The sequence below is a fragment of the Micromonospora sp. NPDC049559 genome (assembly GCF_040676675.1).
GTDB lineage: Bacteria > Actinomycetota > Actinomycetes > Mycobacteriales > Micromonosporaceae > JBFAPK01.
The window spans coordinates 160,811-175,941 of record NZ_JBFAPK010000014.1 but is presented as its reverse complement, the minus strand read 5'-3'; the positions used below and the strand labels follow the sequence as shown (position 1 = coordinate 175,941).

Annotated in this window: 16 protein-coding genes; 10 read left to right on the top strand and 6 right to left on the bottom strand. The window is 73.2% G+C overall.

All coding sequences use genetic code 11. From position 1 onward, the window contains the following. Window positions 1-101 precede the first annotated feature (101 nt). Window positions 102-1,499, bottom strand: coding sequence for an OFA family MFS transporter (locus AB0J86_RS17870; RefSeq protein ID WP_363858294.1), 1,398 nt, complete (start codon window positions 1,497-1,499; stop codon window positions 102-104). Window positions 1,500-1,807: 308 nt separating this feature from the next. On the opposite strand from AB0J86_RS17870, the gene AB0J86_RS17865 reads away from it, so the two are divergent. Further along, on the top strand, window positions 1,808-2,239 hold the full coding sequence (locus AB0J86_RS17865; RefSeq protein WP_363858292.1) for a hypothetical protein: 432 nt from the start codon (window positions 1,808-1,810) through the stop codon (window positions 2,237-2,239). A 62-nt stretch (window positions 2,240-2,301) separates the two neighbouring features. Then, window positions 2,302-3,225: a hypothetical protein gene (locus AB0J86_RS17860; RefSeq protein WP_363858290.1), complete on the top strand. Its 924-nt coding sequence runs from the start codon at window positions 2,302-2,304 to the stop codon at window positions 3,223-3,225. Window positions 3,226-3,250: 25 nt separating this feature from the next. On the opposite strand, the gene AB0J86_RS17855 is transcribed toward AB0J86_RS17860, so the two are convergent. After that, entirely contained in the window at window positions 3,251-3,787 is a 537-nt protein-coding gene (locus AB0J86_RS17855) for a DUF6886 family protein (protein WP_363858288.1), read from the bottom strand. 113 nt (window positions 3,788-3,900) lie between these two features. Between AB0J86_RS17855 and AB0J86_RS17850 the strand changes: the two genes are divergently transcribed. From AB0J86_RS17850 to AB0J86_RS17835, 4 genes are all read left to right on the top strand, one after another. Continuing rightward, window positions 3,901-4,284 (top strand): hypothetical protein, encoded by a 384-nt coding sequence (locus AB0J86_RS17850; protein WP_363858286.1) that lies wholly within the window; start codon window positions 3,901-3,903, stop codon window positions 4,282-4,284. A 208-nt stretch (window positions 4,285-4,492) separates the two neighbouring features. Next, on the top strand, window positions 4,493-6,103 hold the full coding sequence (locus tag AB0J86_RS17845) for a beta-N-acetylhexosaminidase (RefSeq protein WP_363858284.1): 1,611 nt from the start codon (window positions 4,493-4,495) through the stop codon (window positions 6,101-6,103). A gap of 165 nt (window positions 6,104-6,268) precedes the next feature. Continuing rightward, window positions 6,269-7,003, top strand: a complete 735-nt coding sequence (locus AB0J86_RS17840; protein WP_363858282.1) for a lytic polysaccharide monooxygenase — start codon at window positions 6,269-6,271, stop codon at window positions 7,001-7,003. Window positions 7,004-7,082: 79 nt separating this feature from the next. Then, window positions 7,083-7,679 (top strand): DUF305 domain-containing protein, encoded by a 597-nt coding sequence (locus AB0J86_RS17835; RefSeq protein ID WP_363858280.1) that lies wholly within the window; start codon window positions 7,083-7,085, stop codon window positions 7,677-7,679. 75 nt (window positions 7,680-7,754) lie between these two features. Here the strand turns inward: AB0J86_RS17835 and AB0J86_RS17830 are convergent, their stop codons facing one another. Next, window positions 7,755-8,270: a GNAT family N-acetyltransferase gene (locus tag AB0J86_RS17830; RefSeq protein ID WP_363858279.1), complete on the bottom strand. Its 516-nt coding sequence runs from the start codon at window positions 8,268-8,270 to the stop codon at window positions 7,755-7,757. A gap of 149 nt (window positions 8,271-8,419) precedes the next feature. After that, window positions 8,420-9,703, bottom strand: a complete 1,284-nt coding sequence (locus AB0J86_RS17825; protein WP_363858277.1) for an MFS transporter — start codon at window positions 9,701-9,703, stop codon at window positions 8,420-8,422. A 22-nt stretch (window positions 9,704-9,725) separates the two neighbouring features. Here AB0J86_RS17825 and AB0J86_RS17820 point away from each other — a divergent pair, with 22 nt between their 5' ends. Beyond that, window positions 9,726-10,409 (top strand): FadR/GntR family transcriptional regulator, encoded by a 684-nt coding sequence (locus AB0J86_RS17820; protein ID WP_363858275.1) that lies wholly within the window; start codon window positions 9,726-9,728, stop codon window positions 10,407-10,409. Window positions 10,410-10,415: 6 nt separating this feature from the next. Here the strand turns inward: AB0J86_RS17820 and AB0J86_RS17815 are convergent, their stop codons facing one another. Beyond that, window positions 10,416-11,726 carry a M20/M25/M40 family metallo-hydrolase gene (locus AB0J86_RS17815; protein WP_363858273.1) on the bottom strand — a complete coding sequence of 437 codons (1,311 nt, stop codon included), beginning with the start codon at window positions 11,724-11,726 and terminating at the stop codon, window positions 10,416-10,418. Between the two features lie 215 nt (window positions 11,727-11,941). Between AB0J86_RS17815 and AB0J86_RS17810 the strand changes: the two genes are divergently transcribed. Genes AB0J86_RS17810 through AB0J86_RS17800 form a run of 3 tightly spaced genes read left to right on the top strand, consistent with a single transcriptional unit; the run spans window position 11,942 to window position 14,449 of the window. Continuing rightward, complete coding sequence (locus AB0J86_RS17810) at window positions 11,942-12,925, top strand: ATP-binding cassette domain-containing protein (RefSeq protein WP_363858271.1); 984 nt, start codon at window positions 11,942-11,944, stop codon at window positions 12,923-12,925. Between the two features lie 20 nt (window positions 12,926-12,945). After that, window positions 12,946-13,578 (top strand): methionine ABC transporter permease, encoded by a 633-nt coding sequence (locus AB0J86_RS17805; RefSeq protein WP_363858308.1) that lies wholly within the window; start codon window positions 12,946-12,948, stop codon window positions 13,576-13,578. Between the two features lie 46 nt (window positions 13,579-13,624). After that, window positions 13,625-14,449, top strand: coding sequence for a MetQ/NlpA family ABC transporter substrate-binding protein (locus AB0J86_RS17800; RefSeq protein WP_363858269.1), 825 nt, complete (start codon window positions 13,625-13,627; stop codon window positions 14,447-14,449). Window positions 14,450-14,527: 78 nt separating this feature from the next. Here AB0J86_RS17800 and AB0J86_RS17795 read toward each other — a convergent pair whose 3' ends face one another. Beyond that, entirely contained in the window at window positions 14,528-15,079 is a 552-nt protein-coding gene (locus AB0J86_RS17795) for a flavin reductase family protein (protein ID WP_363858307.1), read from the bottom strand. Window positions 15,080-15,131 lie beyond the last annotated feature (52 nt).

Sequence of the window (15,131 nt, the reverse complement as noted above, 5' to 3'; positions counted from 1 at the left end):
CCGGGGGTCGGGCCCGGCCTCCGGGGGCGCCCCCGCCGCCGCCACGCTGCCGGGGGCGGCCCCGCCGCCGCCGCGCTGGCGGCGGCGGCTCGGCGGCCGGGTCAGCCCGCCAGCGCCGGGCCGAGACCGTCCGCGACCGCCGGCGTCGGCCTGCCTTGGGTACGGCCGTGGCCACGGCCCGGCTGCCGCAGGAACAGGCTGATCGCGGCGGCCAGGAGCGCGGCGCCGCCGGCGAGCAGGTAGGCGCCCGTGTAGCCCCAGGCGACCACCACCGAGGCGGCGAGTCCGCCACCGCCGATCCCACCCACCAGTTTGGAGCTGTAGACGATCCCGTAGTTCGTCGCGTTGTGGTTCTCGCCGAAGTAGTCCGGCACCAGGGTGGCGAAGAGCGGGTAGAACGCGCCGCTGCCGAACCCGGTGAGGAAGGCCGCCACCATGAACAGCACCAGGTTGTGGGTGTTCCCCGCGTACAGCACGCCGAACTGCGCGACCGCCGCGATGACCAGTACGATCGTCAGCGTCTGGCGGCGGCCGAACAGGTCCGACGCCCAGCCGACCACGGCGCGTCCGGTGCCGTTGACGACGGAGAGCACGCCGGCCGCGGAGGCGGCGACGAACGGGCCGAAATGGCTCTCCTTGGCGAACGGCACCTCGAAGTTGATGCCGAAGAGCGACACCATCCCGATGATGACCATGCAGCCCCACATCAGCGGCAGCATGCCGCTGCGGATCGCCTCCATCGGGGAGAACTGCCGTACCGCGGGCGGGTTCTTCGCCAGGCTCCGCGCCGCGGCGCGGTGGTCGCCCGAGGCCCAGCGCAGCGGGTCGACCTCGCTCGGCCACCAGTTCTTCGGCGGGTCCCGGAAGAAGAGGCCGCAGATCGCGACCGCGACGAGCATGTAGCCGCCGAGCGCGTCGAGCACGGCCGAGTAGTTCCGCTCGTCCAGCACGTACGAGAAGACGTAGATGACCGGTACGACGCCGTAGGCGAACGCGCCGTTGACGAAGCCGACCCGCGCTCCGCGCTTCTCCGGGTACCACTTGCCGACCATGTTGATGCAGGTCGCGTAGACCAGGCCGGCGCCCGTGCCGCCCAGGACCGAGTAGCCGACGAAGCCGACGGCGAGGTTGCCGACGTGCGCCAGGGTGAACCAGCTGACCCCGCAGCAGAGGGCCCCCACGAGCATCGCCGCGCGGGCGGAGAAGACGCCCTTCTCCCGCAGCCGCCCGGCCGGGAACGCCACCCCGGCCTGGAAGACGGCCCAGATGCTGGCCAACCAGAACGCGTCGGTCAGCGTCCAGTGGTACCGCCGCTCCACGGTCTCCTCGACCGCGCCCCAGCCGTACTCGAACGAACTGACCGCGAACATGGCGGCCCACGGCAGCCACATCATCCACGCCCGCGACCGACCCAGCAGGTCGTGCGGCGTCTCGCCTACTCGATAGGTACGTCCGTTGCCGTCGGTCAGGACGGTGTAGGTGGCTGAGCCTGTCGTCATGAGAACCCTTCCGTCGCGATCCTCGCAAGGCCCCGGTGGTGGTCTGGTGCCGTTGTCCGAGCCGCTTCCGAGGTAGGTGGACGCTCCGCACCCGCCGGCCGGCAAGGGTGATTTTGAACACTGAAGTCTGTATACCGTATTCCGACGACCGTCGATGCATACGCTCCGCACCCGGAGCGCGACGCGGCCCGGCGCGTACCGGTTGAAAGGATCGTGAAAGTTCTTCGATCTAGGTTCCTTCTCGGGCCGGATGATCCGGGCCGGACCGGAGGCGGCCGGGCAGGCCGCGATTCGAAGAGGGGGAACGAATGTCGAGGCTTCGCACGAGGGTCGCGGCGCTGTTCGCGACGGCGGCGCTGGTCACGGTGGCGCCCGCGACGGCGGCCAGCGCGGACGACGGGAACGGGTTGCCGGGATGCAGCGTCGGCGAGATCTGCTTCTGGTACAACGCCGACGTCCGGTACCAGAAGCAGTTCTGGGACACCGCGAACCACAGCGGCAACGAGTTCATGGACGTCGGCGTCCCGGCCAACAGCCAGTACGTGCGGTCCGGCATCCCGGTCCAGGACCACGCCTGGTACGCGACGAACCGCGACACCGAGTGCCGGGTCCGCGTCGGCGCGCTCGACATCAACGGGGTCTGGCAGTGGGACTACATCCCGCGGGACTCGTCGGCGTCGACCCGCCACTGGCTCACCAACACGGCCGACCGTAACGACCGGCACGAACGCTGCGTGTGAGGGCCGCCGGGGTGGGCCGCCGGCCACCCCGGCACCGTCCGCGAGCCCGGAGGGAGAGACGGATGGGCAGCAGGATCCTGGCGACGCTGGCCGTGGTCGCGCTGGTGCCGGCGACCGCCGCCTGCTCGTCGACCGCGCACGGGCCACGGTCCGCCCCGGTCCGGCCCGTGGCGTACGAGCGGGTGCCCGCCGATCGGATCACCGTCGAGGTGTTCCGCTCCGACGCGCTGCGCCGGTTGGAGTACGCGGAGTCGGACCGGCGCGCCGATTGCCTGAGCCGGCGGGGGTATCCGCAGTTGGCGGCGGCCGGACCACAGCGGGGCGAGGATCCGTTCGCGGGCATGAACGTGGCCGCGCCCGCCTACGCGACCGCGGACGAGCAGCGGTTGCGGCGGACGGGTTTCGGCCGGAACGAGCCGGCCAAGGCGGCGCACGTGCTCAGCTACCACAGGGGCTTCGACCGCGCCTTCGAGCGGTGCACGCAGGAGGTGCACCGTGGGCTCGGCCCCGACTTCGCCGACGTCCGCGAGCGGGCGTACGCGCTCATGAACACCGTGACCGACGAGTTGTCGACCGGGAGCACGACCGGAGCGGGTGCGGCGGAGTACCGCGAGATCAGCGTCCCGGTGCTGGACTGCCTCGACCGGGCCGGCTTCCGGCCGCGTCCCGGCGAGCGGGAACGCCACCTGCGGGCGTACGGGGTCGGGGTGCCGACGGGAACGTTGACGGGGGCGCCGCCCGCGCCCCCGAAACGCGTTCCGGGCACCATCGAGGTGCTGCCGGCCGTACCCGAGCGGGTCTACGTGCCGACACCGGCCGAGGTCGCCCTCGCGGTGGCCACCAACCGCTGCGCTCGTGCCACCGGCTACGCCGACCGGTACGTCGAGCTGAGGCTGCGGGACACCCGGCGCTCCCTCGAACGGCACGCGGCCGATCTGGGTGCGCTCGCGGCCCAGGTGGACACGTTCGCGGCCCGGCTGGACTGACGATGGCCGAGCGGGTGGCATCCGCTCACGGCCGGGGCGCGGCGTTGCGCAGCCGGATGCCGCTGAACCCGAGCGTGCTGTCGACGACCGCGTCCCAGAAGGCCCAGAGGTTGCTCAGTACCCGCAGTTGGATGCCCGCGTCGGCGTGGCAGGCGAACAGGTCGCCGACCGGCTCGGGCGGGCCGAGCGGCTCGACCGGTTCGACCGCGACGTGGGCGTGCTGCTCCGGCGCGCCGAACGGGCGGAAGCGGCCCGCCGGCAGCCGGTAGGCGAAGAGCCGGGTGGTTCGCATCGCGCCGAGCCAGCCGTACTCGATCGCGTGGACCCGGTCGCCGCAGCCCGCGCCGACGATCCGGTCGCGGTCGGCGTCGGTGGTGCCGTTCCGCACCCAGGCCATCGCGCGCGGACACTGCCGGGGGAACCAGTAGCCGGGGGCCCGCTGGTGGTCGACGGCCCAGACGTACGGCTCGGGCTGCTGGGCGGTGTCGGCGACGTGCGGTACGAACCGCGTGATCGTCGGGTCTTCGGAGAAGTGCAGTACCTGTCCCGGCTCCGGTCGCATTTCTGGCTTCTACCGCAGCCCGGCACGCGGCTCAATCGGATTCCGGTCAGTCGTGAACACCTCGGTCGCAGGCCGGGCCACAATCGGTGGACCCGGCACCGGCTGGAGGCGACATGATCGGCGTTGCCCTGCTACTCGCGCTCCTGGCCGTACTCGCGGTGGGTCTGCTGCTGCTGGTCCGCCGCCCGGCCGACCCGCGCCCGCTGCTGCGCCGGTCCGCGCTGCTGATCCTCCTGCTGACCGCGGCGCTGCTCGCGCCGCTGACGGTACGGGACTCCGGGGCCGCGGCGATCTTCCTGCTCGGCGTACCGGTGGCCGCCGCCGCGCTGCCGCTGCTGCTCCCCCGCCGGACGACCGACCTGGTCGCCGGCGCGGTCGTCCTCGTCTGGGCGGTGCTGCTCGCGCTCGGCCTCGGGTTCGCGTTCCTGCCCGGTGCCGTGCCGCTGCTCGCCAGCGGCCTCTGGCCGGCGGCGCCGGTACGCGCGCCGCGCCCCTGAGCAACGCACGCCCTCTCCCCCTGAGCGACGCGCGGGCCCGCATCCTGAGCAACGCGCGGCCCCGCGCCTCCACCGGGTCCGCCACGAAGACACAATTAACAAGGTTTACAGATCGAGGTCGGCACATGTAATCTGAGCCGACGCGGAGCCGTATCGCCAGTTCGGACCGGCCTCTGGCGCGCCGCGACGTGTTCCGGAGGTGCTGTTGATGCGTACCCCGTCAACCCCGCTGCGAGCGGCGAGCGTCCTCTGCCTCGCGCTGCTGGCCGGCCCGGTGGTCGCCGGCCCGGCCGCCGCCGGGCCGCTGACCTCCCCCGGCACCACGCGGCAGCTGGCCGACGTCATCCCCGCCCCACTGCAGACCTACGCCGACGCCGGCGCCGGCTACCGGCTCGCGCCGGACACCGTCATCCGGACCCAGAGCGGCTCGCCGGAGATCCGGCGGATCGGCGAGTACCTCGCCGGGGTGCTCCGGCCCGCGACCGGGTACCGGCTGCCGGTGGTGCCCGCCGCACACCCGCGCCAACCGGGCATCTCGCTGCTGCTCGGCGGGGCCGACCGGCGCGTGGGCGCGGGCGGCTACCAGCTCGACGTCGGGCGGAGCGGGATCACCATCCGGGCCACCGAACCGGCCGGCCTCTTCGCCGGCGTGCAGACCCTGCGCCAACTCCTGCCCGCCGAGATCGAGTCGCCCCGGCCGCAGCGGCGCAGCTGGGCCGTACCGGGCGGGCGGATCGTGGACCAGCCCCGCTTCGCCTACCGCGGTGCGATGCTGGACCTGGCCCGCCACTTCCACACCCCCGACGAGGTCCGGTCCTACATCGACCTGATCGCCCAGTACAAAATCAACTACCTGCACCTGCACCTCACCGACGACCAGGGCTGGCGGATCCAGATCGACAGCTGGCCGGAGCTGACCACCCGCGGGGGCGGACCGGGCACGGGCGTGGACGGGGTCGGCCCGGGCTTCCTCACCAAGGCCGACTACGCGGCGCTCACCGCCTACGCGGCCAGCCGGTACGTCACCGTCGTCCCTGAGATCGACATGCCGGGGCACACCAACGCCGCCCAGTCCACGTACGCGGAGCTCAACTGCGACGGGGTCGCGCCACCGCCGCGTACCGACATCGCCGTCGGCTACAGCTCGCTCTGCATCGGCAGCGAGATCACGTACGACTTCGTCGAGGACGTGATCCGCGAGCTGGCCGCCATCACGCCCGGCCCGTACCTGCACATCGGCGGGGACGAGGCGCACGCCACCACGGACGAGGACTACCGGACCTTCATGACCCGGGTGATCCCCCTGGTGGCGAAGTACGGCAAGCGCGCCTTCGGCTGGAACGAGATCGCCAAGGTGGCGGAGGACCCCTCGGTGGTCGCCCAGTACTGGGGCACCGGCACCAGCAATCCCGACCTCGTCGCCGCCGCCCAGCGCGGCAACAAGGTGGTGATGTCGCCGGCGAACAAGTCGTACCTGGACATGAAGTACGACTCCAGCACCCCGCTCGGGCTGAGCTGGGCCGGCTTCATCGAGGTCCGCGACGCGTACGACTGGGATCCGGCGACCCGGGTGCCCGGCGTCGGGGAGGAGTCCATCCTCGGCGTGGAGGCCCCGCTCTGGTCGGAGACGCTGCGCACCGGAGACGACATCGAGTTCATGGCGTTTCCCCGCCTGCCCGCGATCGCCGAACTCGGCTGGTCCGCCGCCGCCCACCACGACTGGGACTCGTTCCGGCAGCGGCTGGCCACGCAGGCTCCCCGGTGGAGCCGCCAGAACGTCAACTTCTACCGCTCGCCCCAGGTGCCCTGGGTGAGCTGACCCGCGGCACCGAACCGACCCGCCGAACCGATCGGCCGAAACCGGCCCGCTGAGTCGACCCGGATCGGCGGGCGGCATCCCCCATCACCGAAAACTATCCGTTCGCATTGGCGCCGATGCGGATCGGGAGTTCCGTCCATCCCAGCTTTTCGAAAGGAGTGTCCGATGCGACGTACCATCACGTTTCCGCTCCTCGCGGTTGGCGCCGTGGTCTCCACCCTGTCGGTAGCCGCACCCGCGCAGGCGCACGGCTACATCTCGTCCCCGCCCAGCCGGCAGGCGATGTGCGCCCAGGGCCGGGTGTCGAACTGCGGCGAGATCGTCTACGAGCCGCAGAGCGTCGAGGGCCCGAAGGGGCTGCGCAGCTGCAGCGGCGGCAACAGCCGCTTCGCCCAGCTGGACGACAACAGCAAGAACTGGCCGGCCACCTCGGTCAGCGGCACGGTCACCTTCAACTGGGTGCTCACCGCCCGGCACGCCACCAGCACCTGGGAGTACTACATCGGCAACAGCCGGGTGGCGCTCTTCAACGACGGCGGCCGGCAGCCCGGCGCGACGGTGTCGCACCAGGTGAACCTCAGCGGCTGGTCCGGCCGGCAGAAGCTGCTGGCCATCTGGAACATCGCCGACACCGCCAACGCCTTCTACTCCTGCGTCGACCTCCAGATCGGCGGCGGCGGTGGCGGCACTCCTCCGCCCACCCCGACCCCCACGCCGACCCCGCGCCCGACCACCTCTCCGACGCCGCCGCCGGCGGGCGGGACCTGGGCGGCCGGCACCGCGTACCAGGTCGGCAGCCAGGTGACCTACGGCGGCGCCACGTACCGCTGCCGGCAGGCGCACACCGCGATTCCGGGCTGGGAGCCGCCGAACGCCCCGGCCCTGTGGGAACGGATCTGACGGACCGGACCGGGTCCGCGCACCGCAGCGGTACGCGGACCCGCGCCGCCGGGCGCCACGTCGAGTCAGGGGGCACGCGATGAAGGGGCTGGTCGCCGCCGCGGCGGTACTGCTGCTGCTCAGCGGCTGCGCGGGCGCGCCCGCCGCCCGACGGGAGGCGAACCGCACCCCGGCCGCGGGTGCGACGGGCGCGGCGGGCGCCTCGGCCGGCGGACGGTACAACGAGGCCGACGTGATGTTCCTCCAGATGATGGTCACCCACCACGGCCAGGGGCTGGAGATGGTACGACTCGCGGAGCGCAAGGCCACCCGCGATGAGGTACGGACCCTGGCCGCCGCGATCGACGTCACGCAGACCGACGAGGTGGCGACGATGACCGGTTGGCTGCGGTCCTGGGGCCGGCCGACCGAGGCCGACTCGAACGCGCACGCGCACGCCCACCACGGCGGGATGCCGGCGACCGGCCCGGCCGAGATCGAGGCGCTGCGGCAGGCCGACGGTGCGGACTTCGAACGCAAGTTCCTCAACCTGCTCGTCGCCCACCAGCACAACGCCGCCGAGCTGGCCGGCGCCGAACTGCGCGGCGGGACGAACTTCGCCACCAAGGAACTCGCCGGGCGGATCGAGGCGTCCCGGAACGCCCAGATCAAACAGATGCTCGCCATGCTCGGCTAGCGGAGCGCGGCCGCCGGGTTCGTCCTCGCTCCCCGGAACAGGCCGGCCAGGGCGGCCGCCGGGCCGGTCCACCGGTCAGATCAGCGCCATCGCGTAGATCAGTTGTTCGCGGTCGCCGGCGCCGTAGCCGGTGGTCCGCTTCTCCAGGCAGAGGCCGAGCTTCTCGGCGACCCGCTGCGACGGTACATTGGCGGGGGCGATGACGGCGACCAGCCGGTCCGCCCGCAGCGTGTTGCGGGCGAAGTCGCGGCAGGCCGACGCCGCCTCCGTGGCGAGCCCCCGCCCCTGCAGCGCGGTGCGCACGTGGTAGCCGACCTCAAGCTCCTCCACGCCGTCGACCCGCTGGGGCGTCAGCCCGCAGTCGCCGACGAACTCGCCGGTCTCCCGCAGGAACATCGCCCAGAGGCCGTGGCCGCGTTCCTGGTAGAGCTGCTGGTTCCACTCGATCCAGCGGCGGGCCTCGTCGCGCGTCTTGGGTCGCGGGTAGTGCCGCATCACGTCGGGGTCACCGAGGAGATCGGCCATGAGGTCGAAGTCCTCGGGCGTCATCTCGCGCAGCCGGAGTCGCCGTGTCACGAAGGTGGTGGTCACGCCGCGACGGTACTCCCGGCCCGGCCACCGGCGGTAGCGTCGCGACCGCGCGGCGTCAGCCGGGCCGGCGACACCACCGCGACGGCGCCGCGGCGGCACGGCGTCGCCCGTGGCGGCGCCGCCGCTCGGCCGCTGAACCCCCGCCCCGGTCAGCCGATCTGCCGGTCCCGACCGGCGAGGCGACCCGCGACGATCTGCCCGAGCATGAGCACGGAGACCAGCAGCAGCGGCAGCCGCCAGCCCCCGGTGTGCTGGTAGAGCACGCCGACGAGGACCGGCCCGGGGATCGAGAGCAGGTACCCCGCACTCTGCGCGAAGGCGGAGAGCCGGACCACGGTCGCGGTGTCCCGGCCGCGCAGCCCGATCATCGTGAGCGCCAGCGGGAAGGAGCAGTTCGCGACGCCGATCAGCACCGCCCAGAGCCACGGCGCGGCGGCCGGGGCGAAGTAGAGGCCGGCGTAGCCGGCGAGCCCGAAGCAGCCGAGCACGACCGCGAGGCCGCTCTGGTCGCGCAGCCGCCCGGCCACGGCCGGCAGCGCGAAGGAGAGCGGTACGCCCAGCAGCGAGGTGACGGCGAAGAGCAGGCCCGCGGTCTCGGCCGGGAGCCCGGCGTCGCGGAAGATCTGCGGCAGCCAGCCCATGATCACGTACGCGGCGGTGGCCTGGAGGCCGAAGTAGACGGCGAGCGCCCAGGCCACCGGGTGGGCGGTGATCCGGGAATCGGCTACCGGTGCGGCGCCGGCCGGGACGGTTCCGGCGGCGGCGCCCGTGCTCCCGTCGGCCCCGGCGGTGCCGGGGCGAGCCCGGAGCAGGGCCACCCAGGGCGGTACGGCGACGACCGCGAGCGCGGCCCAGACCGCCAGGCCGAGCCGCCAGTCCCCGCCGAGGGCGTGCGTCGCCGGTACGGTGAGCCCGGCGGCGCCGGCCGCGCCGAGGTTGAGCGCCATCGAGTAGAGCCCGGTCATCGCGCCGACGCGCTCCGGGAAGCGCTGCTTGACCACGGCCGGCAGCAGCACGTTGACCACCGCGATCCCGGCCAGCGCCAGCGCGCTGAGCAGCAGGAACGGGGCGGTCGAGCCGGCGAACGGCCGGACCGCGAGCCCGACGGTGACCAGCGCCGTGCCGGCGGCGATCACGCCCGCCGCGCCGTACCGCCGCGCCAGCCGGGGTGCGAGCACGCCCACCAGCGCGAAGCACGCGGCCGGTACGGAGGTGAGCAGCCCCGCGACGGCGGCGCTCATGCCCAGGCCGGCGCGGGCCTCGGCGAGTACCGGCCCGAGGCTGGTGACCGCCGGCCGCAGGTTGACGGCGGCGAGCACGACCGCGGCCGTCGCGAGCCGGCGCGTCGCCCCGGTGGCGGTCGCCTCGGTGGCGACCGGCGCCCGCCCGGGTCGGGGGCTCGGACCCGGGCGCGTCGCCTTCTCGCTCGACATCATCCAATCATATAATCATGGGATGAATCTGGGACCGGTGGCCCGCAGGTCCGGGCTCTCCGACGAGGTGATCGCCCAGCTGCGGCAGCAGATCACCTCCGGGGCCTGGCCGGTGGGCTCTCGCATCCCGACCGAGCCGGAGCTGGTCGAACAGCTCGGCGTGGCCCGCAACACGGTCCGCGAGGCGGTGCGCGCGCTGGCGCACAACGGGCTGCTCGACATCCGGCAGGGCTCGGGCACCTACGTGGCGGCGACCAGCGAGCTGGCCGGGGTGATGCGCCGCCGCTTCGCCTCGGCCGAGCAGGCGCAGGTGGTCGAGGTACGCGGCGCGCTGGAGGCGACGGCGGCGCGGCTCGCCGCGCGGCGACGTACCGACGAGGACCTGCGGCGGCTCGACGCTCTGCTGGAGCAGCGCGAGCGGGCCTGGGTGGGCGGCGACCGGGACGTCTTCGCGGACGTGGACATCGCCTTCCACCTGGCGGTGGTGACCGCCGCGCACAACGACGTGCTGGCGGGCCTCTACGCCGACCTGGGACAGGTGCTGCGGGACTCGCTGCGGGAGCACTTCGGCACCGAGCTGCGCCCCGAGGAGTACATGGACCACTCGCGGCTGGTCGAGGCGATCCGGGCCGGCGACCCGGAGTCGGCCGCCGCCGAGGCGCGGGCGCACACCTCGCCGCCGGTCGAGGCGCGGGGCGGAAGCTAGGCCGAGTCAGCAGTCGCGCAGCAGGCGGTGCAGCACCCGGGTACCGAAGGTGAGCGCGTCGACCGGTACCCGCTCGTCGACCCCGTGGAACAGCGCCGAGAAGTCGAGATCGGGCGGCAGGCGCAGCGGCGCGAACCCGAAGTGGCGGATGCCCAGCAGCTGGAAGGACTTGGCGTCGGTGCCGGCCGACAGCATGTACGGCAGCACCCGGGCGCCCGGGTCCTCGGCCGCGATGGCCGCCGCCATCCCCTCCACCAGCGCGCCGTCGAAGGTGGTCTGCACCGGCGGCAGGCTGTCCCACTCGAGCTCGACCTCGGGGCCGAGCAGCCGGGCCAGCTCCGCCTCGAACGCCCGCTCCCGGCCGGGGAGCATGCGCCCGTCCACGGTGGCCCGCGCCTCGGAAGGCACGACGTTGGCCTTGTAGCCGGCCTCGAACATGGTGACGTTGGCGGTGTCCCGCAGCGTCGCGCCGATCATCCGCGACAGGTTGCCCAGCCGCGCGACGGCCGCCTCGGGGTCGCCCTCGTCGAACGGCACCCCGGTGATCTCCGCGACGCCGGTCAGCAGCTCGCGGACCGGTTCGGTGAGCACCAGCGGGAACCGGTGCGCGTCGAGGCGGCTGACGGCGGCGGCCAGCCTCGCCACCGCGTTGTCGTCGTACAGCATCGACCCGTGGCCCGCGCTGCCCCGCACCCGCAGGCGCAGCCACATCACGCCCTTCTCCGCGGTCTCCACCAGGTAGGCGCGCGCGTCGTCGGCGAGGGTGACCGAGAATCCGCCGACCTCGCTGATCGCCTCCGTCACCCCCTCGAAGAGTTCGGGGCGGTGCTCGACCAGCCATCGGGCGCCGTAGAAGCCGCCCGCCTCCTCGTCGGCCAGGAAGGCGAAGACCAGGTCCCGGGGCGGGACGACGCCGGCGCGTTTGAAGGCCCGGGCCACGGCCAGGGTCATCGCGACCATGCCCTTCATGTCGACCGCGCCGCGACCCCAGACGTAACCGTCGCGGACCTCGCCGGAGAACGGGTGCACCGACCACTCGCGGGCGTCGGCGGGTACGACGTCGAGGTGGCCGTGCACCAGCAGCGCGCCGCGGGTCGGGTCGGCGCCGGGCAGCCGTACCACCACGTTGCCGCGCCCGGGCGCGCCGGACTCCACATAGGTCGGTTCGTAGCCCACCTCGGACAGCTTCGCCGCCACGTACTCGGCGGCGGCCCGCTCGGTGCCGGGCGCGGTCGGGTCCCCGGTGTTGCTGGTGTCGATCGCGATCAGCTCGCTGGCCAGCGCCACGACCTCGTCATCGCCCCAGGTCCCGTGCACGCTCGTTCCTCCCCTGATCCGGGCCGCACCCCGACCCGCCGCACGCCACCGCGCGCCTCACGTCACCGCGCGCCCGACGGACCACCGTACCGGCAGCGCGCGTGCCGTCGCGGCATGTGATCTCGCACTCGTTGCAAAAAGTCGTCTAGCACTATAGGAATAGTGGGAAATTCGCCCGTCCCCCACCCCATCACCAGATCGACGAGGACGCATCCGTGATTCGCATCGACGGTCTCCGGAAGACCTTCCGCGGCCGTGGCCACCCCGTGACCGCCGTCGACGGGGTGGACCTGCACGTCCGCGAGGGCGAGGTCTTCGGTGTCGTCGGGCGCAGCGGCGCCGGCAAGAGCACCCTACTGCGCTGCGTCAACCTGCTGGAGCGCCCGGACGAGGGCCGCGTCGTCGTGGACGGTGTCGAGCTGTCCGCGCTGCGCGAGGACCGGCTGCGCCGGGCCCGGCAGGGCATCGGGATGGTCCACCAGCACTTCGCGCTGCTCAGCTCCCGAACCGCGGCCGGCAACGTGGAGTTCGCGCTCGAGGTGATGGGGGTGCCGCGCCGCGAGCGGGCCGCGCGGGTGGCGGAGCTGCTCGACCTGGTCGGGCTGAGCGACCGGGCCGGCGCGTACCCGGCGCAGCTCTCCGGCGGCCAGAAGCAGCGGGTCGGCATCGCCCGGGCGCTCGCCGGACGGCCCCGGGTGCTCCTCTCCGACGAGGCGACCTCGGCCCTGGACCCGGAGACCACCGGCGCGATCCTGACCCTGCTCCGCGACCTCACCCGCCGGCTCGGCCTGACGATCCTGCTGATCACGCACGAGATGGACGTGGTCAAGCGGCTCTGCGACTCGGTCGCGGTGATGCGCGAGGGCCGGTTCGTCGAGTCGGGGCCGGTGGCCGACCTGATCGCCCGTCCCGGCTCCGAGCTGGCCCGCGACCTGTTCCCGCTCGGCCCCGTGCCGGCGCTGCCGGAGACCGTGCTGCTGGACGTCACGCTCGCCGGCCGGACCGCGGACGAGACCGTCGTCTCGACGCTGAGCCGCCGGTACGACCTGGACGTGCGGATCGTCGGCGGCGCCGTGGAGCAGCTCGCCGCCGGGCGGGCCGGCCGGCTGCGCCTGGCCGTGCCGGGAACGCCCGACCGGGTCGAGCCGGCGGTACGCGGCCTGCGCGAGGCCGGCCTCGCCGTGGAGGTGGCCCGGTGATCTCGCCGGATCTCGCCCCGATGCTGTGGCAGGGGCTGCGCGAGACGGCGTACATGGTCGGCGTCGCCACCCTGCTCTCCGCCGTCGGCGGGCTGCTGGTCGGCGTGCTGCTGGTGCTGACCGACCGCGGCGGCCTGCTCGCGGCCCGGCCGCTCAACGCGCTGCTGGGCCTCGTCGTGAACGTCGGGCGGTCGCTGCCCTTCATCATCCTGCTGGTGGCGATCATCCCCTTCACCCGGGCACTGGTCGGCACCACGATCGGCACCACCGCCGCCATCGTGCCGCTCACCGTGAGCGCGATCCCGTTCTACGCCCGGATCGTCGAGGCGGCGGTACGCGAGGTCGGCCGAGACGTGATCGACGCGGCCCGGGCCATGGGCGCCTCCCGCTCGCAGATCATTTTCAAGCTCCTGCTCCGCGAGGCCCGGCCCGGCCTGGTCGCGGGGCTGACCATCACGGTCGTCGCGCTGATCGGGTACTCGGCGATGGCCGGCGTGGTCGGCGGCGGCGGACTCGGCGACCTCGCCCTGCGCTACGGCTACCAGCGCTTCGAGGACGACGTGATGATCGGCACCGTCGTCCTGCTGGTGGTGGTCGTACAGCTCGTCCAGATGCTCGGCGACCTGGTCGCCCGGCGTCTCTCCCACCGCTGAGCAACGCCCGCGGACCCGCCGCGGCGCGGAACAGAAAGGTATCCCCTTGCGACGCACCCTGACCGTTACCATCGCCGCCGCCGCGCTCGTCCTGGGGCTGGCCGCCTGCGGCTCGTCCGACGAGACGGGTACGTCGACCCCGCCGGACGCGGCGCTCAAGGTCGGCGTCAACCCGGTGCCGCACGGCGAGATCCTCAAGTACGTCAAGGACAACCTCGCGGAGAAGGCGGGGCTGAAGCTGGACATCGTCGAGTTCACCGACTACGTCCAGCCGAACCGGGCGCTCGCCGACGGGCAGCTGGACGCCAACTACTTCCAGCACGTGCCGTACCTGGACGAGGAGAAGGCCGCCAAGGGCTACAAGTTCACCGCGCTCAAGCCGGTGCACATCGAGCCGCTCGGCCTCTACTCCAAGAAGGTCAAGAACCTCGCCGACCTGCCGGCCAAGGGCGTGATCGCGATCCCGAACGACCCGTCGAACTCCGGTCGGGCGCTCAACCTGCTCGCCCAGAACGGGCTGATCAAGCTCAAGGACGGCGCCGGCGTGAAGGCCACCCAGCGGGACATCGCGGAGAACCCGAAGCAGCTGCAGTTCCGCGAGCTGGAGGCGGCCCAGCTGCCGCGCAGCCTGGACGACACCGCCGCCTCGGTGATCAACGGCAACTACGCGATCGAGACCGGGCTCAAGCCGGCCACCGACGCGCTGGTGCTGGAGAAGGGCGAGGGCAACCCGTACGCGAACCTCGTCGTGGTCCGCGACGGCGGCGAGAGCGACCCGCGGGTGGGCAAGCTGGAGGAGCTGCTGCACTCCCCCGAGGTGAAGAAGTTCATCGAGGAGAAGTACCAGGGCTCGGTGCTGGCGGCCTTCTGAGCGGCGGCCCGCGCCGACGGGCGGGGACGGACAGCGTGCTGGCCGTTCCCGCTGGCGTGGCCCGTTCCGGCCCGGCCGCTACGCCGCGCGCGGCACGCCGGTGCCGGGATCGCCGCCGGCCGCGTCGGCCTCCGCGCCGAGCGCCACGTACCGGCCCATGTGGTAGAGCAGCGGCTCCCCCTCGGCGGCGTAGTCGGCCAGCCTCGGCTCGACCAGTACGATCTCGTGGTCGCCGGCGGTGACCCGGCTGACCACCCGGCAGACCAGCCAGGCCAGTACGTCGTGCAACAGCGGCACCCCGTACGGCCCGGTCCGCCAGTCGGGGTGCTGGGCGAAGCGGTCGATGCCGCTGGTGGCGAAGGTACGGGCCACGGCGTGCTGGGGCCGCGACAGCAGGTGCACCGCGACGTGCTCGGTACGCGCCACCGTCGGCCAGCTCGACGAGGTGTGCGCGATGCAGAAGGACAGCAGCGGCGGGCGCAGCGACACCGAGGTCAGCGAGGTGACGGTGAACCCGACGGGTGGCTCCCCGGCGGCGGTCACCACGGCGACAGTGGCGGCCTGCCGGCGTAGCAGCGCCCGGAACGCGTCCGGGTCGACCGGTGCGACGGGGTCGGCGGTGACCGTCATGGTTTCCTCCGATGTCGTCAGCGGGTGGATCGGGTCCATCGAGGGCACCTCG